Source organism: Erythrobacter sp. CCH5-A1 (assembly GCF_001557115.1).
GTDB lineage: Bacteria > Pseudomonadota > Alphaproteobacteria > Sphingomonadales > Sphingomonadaceae > Erythrobacter.
In genome coordinates, this window is record NZ_LSKQ01000058.1 from 1 (window position 1) to 7,376 (window position 7,376).

Below are 7,376 nucleotides of genomic sequence, written 5' to 3' on the forward strand. Positions count from 1 at the left end.
GGTGGTGGCGCACCCTCGGGGATGGCGGCGAGCGTGCCGTCGCGCCATTGCAGGAGCACGCGCGCCTGGCCAGCGGCCTCGGCGCGGGTGGTGAGCGCCTTGCCTGCCGCGTCGCGGATGATGGCATAGCCGCGTTCGAGCGGCTTTTCGGGATGGAGCTGGCTCATCACCCGGGCGAGCGCGGCGAGGCGCTGCGTGCCCTCGCGCAAAGGGCGCTCGGCCAGCGTTGGCACGAGCCGCGCGCGCTCCAGCCGCCGCTGCGCTTCGCTGGCGGCGCGCGTCAGCAGGCTGGGGGAGAGCCGCGCGGCGGCCCCCGCGAGCCGCTCGCGCCCCTTGGCAGACCGGTCGCCCAGCGCGCGGCGCAGGCGCTCTGCCAGCTCGTCGAGCCGCTGGGTCTGGGGGGCCAGCAGGTTCTCCGGGCGCGGCAGCAGCCGGGCGCGCGCGGCGAGGCGTTCGCGGCCGAGCTCCACCGGGCGATAGACCGCCCGCCGCTGGCGGCTCGCCAGATCATTGAGCGTGAAGGCAAGATCGGCGCGCACCGGCACCGCCATCTCGGCGGCGGCGGTGGGGGTGGGCGCGCGGCGGTCGGCGGCGTAATCGGCGAGGGTCGTGTCGGTCTCGTGCCCGACCGCGCTGATCACCGGGATCGAGCACTCGGCGATGGCGCGGACGACGACTTCCTCATTGAAGCTCCACAGGTCCTCGATCGAGCCGCCCCCGCGCGCGACGATCACCACGTCGGGGCGCGGGACGGGGCCATCGGGGGCCAGCCCCGAGAACCCGCGCACCGCGGCGGCCACTTGGTCTGCGGCACCCTGCCCCTGCACCAGCACCGGCCAGACGATCACGTGGCTCGGGAAGCGGTCAGCCAAGCGGTGGAGGATGTCGCGGATCACCGCACCCGTCGGCGAGGTGACGACGCCGATCACCTGCGGCAGGAACGGCAGGCGGCGTTTCCTCTCGGGCGCGAAGAGGCCCTCGGCCGCCAGCCTCGAGCGGGTCTTCTCGAGCAGCGCCAGCAGCGCGCCCTCGCCCGCCAGCTCGAGGCTGTCGATCACGATCTGGTATTTCGAGCGCCCCGGATAGGTGGTCAGCTTGCCGGTGGCGATCACCTCCAGCCCGTCCTCGGCGCGGAAGTTCATCCGCGCGGCGTTGCCCTTCCACATCACCCCGTCGATCACCGCGCCCTCGTCCTTCAGGGCGCAGTAGAAATGGCCCGAGGCGGCGCGCTTCACGCCCGAGAGCTCGCCGCGCAGCCGCACGAAGCCGAAGCGGTCTTCCACAGTGCGCTTCAGCAGCGCGGATATCTCGCTGATGGTGAGCGGCTGGGCGTTGTCGCCCTGTCGCTCTCGGGCTACGAGCCCCGCGTCATCATCACTGGTCGGCGGAGGCGCCATGAATATCCTGCTTCTGGGTTCGGGAGGCCGCGAACATGCGCTGGCGTGGAAGCTGGCGCAATCCCCGAGCCTCGCAAAGCTCTACGCCGCCCCCGGAAATCCCGGCATCGCCGAGGAGGCCGAGCTGATCGCGCTCGAGGTGACCGACCATGCGGCGGTGATCGCGTTCTGCCGCGAGCACACCATCGGCCTCGTCGTCGTCGGCCCCGAGGCGCCGCTGGTGGACGGGCTGTCGGACAGCTTGCGCGCGGCGGGCGTGCCGGTGTTCGGCCCCTCGCAGGCCGCCGCGCAGCTGGAGGGCTCGAAGGGCTTCACCAAGGATCTGTGCCAGCGCGCGGGTATCCCCACCGCAGGCTATGTGCGCACGTCGAGCCTTGAGGAAGCCCGCGCCGCCCTCGCCCGCTTCGCCGCGCCCTATGTGCTCAAGGCCGATGGGCTCGCGGCGGGCAAGGGCGTGGTGATCGCCGCCACCCTCGCCGAGGCCGAGGAGACACTCGCCGACATGTTCGGCGGCGGCTTCGGCGGCGCAGGCGCGCAGGTGGTGATCGAGGAGTTCATGCAAGGCGAGGAAGCGAGCTTCTTCGCCCTCACCGACGGCACCAAGATTGTCCCCTTCGGCTCTGCGCAGGACCACAAGCGCGTGGGCGACGGCGACACCGGCCCCAACACCGGCGGCATGGGCGCCTATTCGCCCGCTCCGGTGCTGACGCCGGAATTGCAGGCCCGCGTGATGGCCGAGATCATCGAACCCACGGTGCGGACCATGCGCGAGGAGGGCAACCCCTATCAGGGCGTGCTCTTCGCAGGGCTGATGCTGACGGCGGACGGCCCCAAGCTGATCGAATACAACGCCCGCTTCGGCGATCCCGAATGCCAGGTGCTGATGATGCGGCTCCAGAGCGACCTCGTCCCGATCCTCCTCGCCTGCGCGACCGGCAGCCTTGAGGGCGTCGCAATCGACCTCGCCGAGGAAACCGCGCTCACCGTGGTGATGGCCGCGAAAGGCTACCCCGGCACCCCCGAGAACGGCGGCGCCATCGCATTGAACGACGCCGAGGCGGACGGCGCCAAGGTCTTCCACGCCGGCACCGCACTGAAGGACGGCGCGCTGGTGGCCAACGGCGGGCGGGTGCTGAATGTCACCGCAACCGGAGCGAGCGTCACCGAGGCGCAGGCCAAGGCCTATGCGGCGGTCGACAGGATCGCCTTCCCGAGCGGTTTCTGCCGACACGACATCGGGTGGCGCGAGGTGGCGCGGGAGTATTCGAAACCCAAGGCTTAAATGTTTACTAAACTTCAAGTTTATGTAACATGCAAGAACTTGAGTCGGGGGTGCGGAAAATGAGACGAATTGCTATCTTTGGAGCTTTGGCGATCTCGATCATTTGGCCGTCCGTAGCGAAAGGTCAAGGCTGTGAAACGCTGATCGCGCTATCTAGAGAGCAAAGTACAGTAGTTGAAAGCGATAGCATGATTGCTTCGCATGCGGAGAGCTTTTGCAAAGAATACAAGTCTGGAAATAGAAGTAGTCGCTCATCTGCCTTCGGTGCGAGTTATGAATTTCTCTCGGGAACCTTCTCTTCGGGAAGGGCATCTGAGGCTCAGGTCGCTAGCCGTTATTGTGCTGCTGCGGACTCAAATTCGGCTGCGACAAATTATTATGAAAGATATATTAACAGTATAGCGCCTGGCGCCTACGATGCTTATAAGCAATGCTTGGACAGTCGCGACTCAGATGTGATTTTCCGGGTTGATCCAAATAGTGTTCTTAAAGATCAATTTAATTTGACTGCCACTTTTCAGCGTCCTGGGATCGGGCAGGCAAATCTTTTTGCCAATGGTTCAGATGGCGTTTCGTGTCTCTGGAATGGAGGAAATTCATCTAGATTTAGGCTCCGTTCGCCGGGAACTGCTACATTGACATGTAAACGGGCATCATTTGCGGAACGCGATTTCGTTACCGTTGCGGTAGAAAATGGGACCGAAAAAATCACAATCCCATGGGCGGCCTATACTGTTGAAGGTTATCCAGTCTTTGCGATTGCAGAATTAAAGCGAGCGAATGAACAGTTGAAGCTCGAAATTGATAATTTAAGTCAGCAAATTCGCTCGATAGGTACGACCGCCAATCCTGAAAGTGCAGTCAGGCTGCAATGGAATTCGACTGGGCAGTGCCCACCGGGATATTACGTCTCAGGCGTCAGTGATCCTTCTGCTCATGGGCGCGAAAACAAAGCGCCCCGAGCACTTATCGCATTTAGCCTAAGTTGCACTCGTTTCTTGCCGAAAGAAGGGTAGCAGCGCTGCTGGGTCGACGCAGGGAAGGAGCGAATTCCTCGGCTTATTGCTGATGTATTGGCGAAAAATTTGATCCCGATCAATGACGCCGTGACGCAGCAGGCCCACAAGGCCACCATGCCCCACCGCCCACTCCTCCTCGCCGCGCTCGCCGCCTGCGCCACCGCGCCGGGCTCGGAGAACCCGCCGCCGATGGTGGGCAAGGCGACCTCGCCCTCGCGCGACACCCGTGCGCCAGCCTTTGTCGAGGCGGCGTGCGGGGGGTGCCATGCGGTCGAGCCGCCGTTCCTCTCGCCCAACCCCGCCTCGCCCAGCTTTGCCGCGATCGCCAACCGGCAGGGGCTCTCCGAGAAATCGCTCGGCGACTGGCTGGCGGATGCGCACAATTACCCCGAGGACATGGACTTCACCCTGACCCGCAAACAGATCGACCAGATCGCGGCCTACATGGTGACCTTGCGCGATGCGGGCTACGTGCCGCCGCAATAGCTGCAAGAGCGCGGCTTTGCCCTCCCTTGTGAACGTGATACACCCCGCCTCATCGCAATCGGGCAGGGGGAGCCTCGATGCCGTATCGCCGCGCGCCGTATCTCGTGGGTTTCGTGCTGCTGGTCATCGTGGCCGGCTTCTGGGCGAGCTATTTCGCGTCGGGCGGGGGCGTGCCGCTCGCTTTCCATGTCCATGCGATCTCGTCGATGATGTGGCTGGCGCTGCTGATCGTCCAGCAGGTCACGATCCAGCGCCGCGCCAACGAGCTGCACCGCTGGCTCGGGCGGGCGAGCTTCGTGCTGTTTCCCTTCATGATGCTCGGCTTCATGATGATCATCAACCGCGCCGCCGAGCGATTCCTGGTGCGCGCCGACCCGGTCATCGCCGCGCTCGGCCCGGCCTTCGGGGTGGGCATGGCGACCGCGCTCGCGGCCTACCTCACGCTGTTCTACCTGGCGCTGAAGCATCGCCGCAACGTGAAGCTCCATGCGGGCTACATGCTCGCGACCCCGCTGATCCTGTTCGAGAGCCCGTTCAGCCGGGTCATGGGCGAGTTCCTGCCGTGGATGAACGTGATCGGGAGCGCGTTTCCCCACGCGATCCTCGATACCATCGCGATCAGCGATGTGCTGGTGGCGGCTTTCGCGCTGGTGCTGTGGTGGCGGAACCGCAAGCACGGCGCGCCGTGGCTGATCGCGGCGGGGTTCGTGCTGCTCCAGGCCGTGACGATGTGGTTCGCACCCTTCGTGCCGGGCATGGCCGAGGGCTTTGCCGCCTATGCTGCGATCCCGGCTCCGGTGACGCTGGCGCTGGGCGTGGCGGCAGGGGGCGCGGCGGCGTGGCTCGGGTGGGAGGCCGGCAAGACCCCGGCGCGGCGCTCTCCGGCGACTGCGGCGGGCTGAACGAAAGCGTTTTCCTACAGGGCCGGCAATGGGTTAGGGGAGTCGACCGGCCCCGAGAAAGGCCGCCTGCTCTTTGCCATCGTCAGCCACCCAGAGCGCGCCAGTCCTCTGCGGGTTGGTCCGAGGTTTTCGGTCTCTGGACAGTGTCTCTCGTGTCTCCTGCTTCAGGAAACCGGGAAATAGCCTGAACGCGCGGCCCACCAAGCGGCCCCACCCCGCGGCCCCTCAACCGAATCGGCAAGCGCTGGATCGGCCCGAAGGGCCGCAAGGCCGAACGGCCGCCCGCAGGCGCCCGGAGGAGCGTAGCGACGGAGGAAAAGCGCCGAGGACGTGCCCGCGGAGGCGGGCACGCAAACCGGAAATCCCCTCCCCTACAACCTCTCTTCCATCAGCTTCATCATGTCCGTCTCGGGCCGCGGGCCGAAGTGCGAGATCACTTCCGAGGCGCAGATCGCGCCGCGCTTGAGGCAGCGCTCGAGCGGCTCGCCGCGGACATAGCCGGTCAGGAAGCCGGCGGCGAACTGGTCGCCCGCACCGGTGGTGTCGACGACCTTGGCGACCGGCTCGGCGGCGACTTCGGCGCGCTCTCCATGGGCGATCGCGACCGCGCCCTTCTCGCTGCGCGTGGCGACCAGCACCGGCACCTTGGCGGCGATGGCGGCGAGCCCGGTCTCGAAGTCAGCCTCGCCGGTCAGCGTCGCCAGCTCGTGCTCGTTGACGAACAGGATGTCGAACTGGCCGGCATCGATCAGCTCGAGGAAGTCGGCGCGGTGGAGCGAGATGATGAAGCTCTCGCTCGCGGTGAAGGCGATCTTGCGGCCGGCAGCGCGCGCGGCGGCCATCGCCCGCCGCATCGCCGCGCGCGGCTCCACGGGATCCCACATGTAGCCTTCGAGGTAGAGAATGCCGGCGCTGGCGACGAGGGCCTCGTCGATCGCGTCCTTGTGCAGGAACTGGCCTGCGCCGAGCATCGTGTTCATCGTCCGCTCGCCATCGGGCGAGACCAGGATGAGGCACTGCCCGGTCGGGACGTCGCCAGCGAGGGGCGGGGTCTCGAAGGCGATGCCGCCGGCGCGGATGTCGTGGCGGAAGACCTCGCCGAACTGGTCCTGCGCCACCTGCCCGACGAAGGCACAGCGCGCGCCGAGCGCGGCCATGCCGGCGAGCGTGTTCGCCGCCGAGCCGCCCGAGCGCTCGGTCGCCGGGCCCATCGCGGCGTAGATCGTGCGGGCCATGTCGGCATCCACCAGGCTCATGCCGCCACGATTGAGCCCGAGCTCGGCGATCACCGCGTCCTCGCAGGGCGAGAGGACGTCGACGATGGCGTTGCCGATGGCGATGACGTCGTAATGGGGCGGGGTGGTCTCGGGCACGGGCAGGCTTCCTCGGTTGGTGGATCGCGCGTGCGCCTAGCCGCCTTCGCCGCCCTCGCCAAGTGATCTGTGTGCGGTGCAGCACGGGCGCGTTGACTTCGCTGCGGCGCCTGCGCATCGGATGCGGCATGTCCGCCGTCCCTGCCGCGATCGTCAAAGCCTTCGGCCAGCTCGCCGACCGCGCCGTGATCGGCGTCGCGGTGAAGAGCATCGGGCTGACGCTGGTGTTGTTCGCCGGTGCCGGGGTGGGCCTCTACGTCGCGCTGGCGCGGCTCTTCGCCAGCCCGTGGCTCGCAGGCCTGCTGCCCGCGGGGCTGAGCGGGCCGCTGGTCCTGGCGGTGGCGCTGGTGGTGGGCATCGCCGCCTTCTGGTTGCTGTTCCGGGTGGTGGCGCTGGCGGTGCTCCAGCTGTTCGCCGACGAGGTGGTGGCGGCGGTGGAAGCCAGGCACTACCCCGAGCTCGCCAAGCGCGCCCGGCCGCTGCCGCTGGCGCGCGAGGTGGCGGTGGCCAGCCGGGGCCTGCTGCGGGCGCTCGGCTACAACCTGCTGGCGCTGCCCGTGGCGGGCGTGCTGGTGTTCACCGCGGTGGGCCCGGCGCTGGTGATCCTCGGGGTCAACGCGGTGCTGCTCGGGCGCGAGCTCACCGACATGGCGTGGCTGAGGCACTGCGAGGGCGACGAACGCGGCAATCCGGTGCCGCGGCCCGAGCGCATCCTCCTCGGCGCGGTGGTGGCCGGGATGATGGCGGTGCCGGTGCTGAACCTCGTCGCTCCGCTGGTCGGCGCGGCGGCGGGGACGCATCTGGTGCTGCGCCGGGTGGGAGCCAAGGCGTGAGGCGCGCGCCGCTCCTCACGGCAGCGCTGCTGGCGATGGCGCTGGCGGGCTGCGCGGGCGGAGCGAGCCCCCGCAAGCCTGCCG

7 protein-coding genes are annotated in these 7,376 nt (G+C 67.5%); 5 read left to right on the top strand and 2 right to left on the bottom strand.

Going from position 1 to position 7,376, the window contains the following annotated elements:
• Positions 1–1,397: exodeoxyribonuclease VII large subunit (gene xseA / locus AX708_RS02985; RefSeq protein WP_067489494.1), on the bottom strand; the 1,397-nt coding region annotated here is incomplete at its 3' end.
• Between xseA and purD the strand changes: the two genes are divergently transcribed.
• The 4 genes from purD to AX708_RS03000 all read left to right on the top strand — a co-directional run bounded on the left by purD (position 1,396) and on the right by AX708_RS03000 (position 5,086).
• The gene (gene purD / locus AX708_RS02990) at positions 1,396–2,679 is read left to right on the top strand and encodes a phosphoribosylamine--glycine ligase (RefSeq protein ID WP_066531061.1); all 1,284 of its coding nucleotides are present in this window, start codon (positions 1,396–1,398) and stop codon (positions 2,677–2,679) included. The two genes, xseA and purD, sit on opposite strands and share 2 nt — an antisense overlap.
• A 59-nt stretch (positions 2,680–2,738) precedes the next feature.
• Entirely contained in the window at positions 2,739–3,695 is a 957-nt protein-coding gene (locus AX708_RS20220) for a hypothetical protein (RefSeq protein ID WP_156443440.1), read from the top strand.
• 69 nt (positions 3,696–3,764) lie between these two features.
• On the top strand, positions 3,765–4,184 hold the full coding sequence (locus AX708_RS02995) for a hypothetical protein (RefSeq protein WP_066531058.1): 420 nt from the start codon (positions 3,765–3,767) through the stop codon (positions 4,182–4,184).
• A gap of 77 nt (positions 4,185–4,261) precedes the next feature.
• On the top strand, positions 4,262–5,086 hold the full coding sequence (locus AX708_RS03000; protein WP_066531053.1) for a hypothetical protein: 825 nt from the start codon (positions 4,262–4,264) through the stop codon (positions 5,084–5,086).
• A 371-nt stretch (positions 5,087–5,457) separates the two neighbouring features.
• Here AX708_RS03000 and AX708_RS03005 read toward each other — a convergent pair whose 3' ends face one another.
• On the bottom strand, positions 5,458–6,459 hold the full coding sequence (locus AX708_RS03005) for an adenosine kinase (RefSeq protein ID WP_066531052.1): 1,002 nt from the start codon (positions 6,457–6,459) through the stop codon (positions 5,458–5,460).
• Positions 6,460–6,587: 128 nt separating this feature from the next.
• On the opposite strand from AX708_RS03005, the gene AX708_RS03010 reads away from it, so the two are divergent.
• Entirely contained in the window at positions 6,588–7,292 is a 705-nt protein-coding gene (locus AX708_RS03010) for an EI24 domain-containing protein (protein ID WP_082745641.1), read from the top strand.
• The last annotated feature ends 84 nt before the right edge of the window (positions 7,293–7,376 follow it).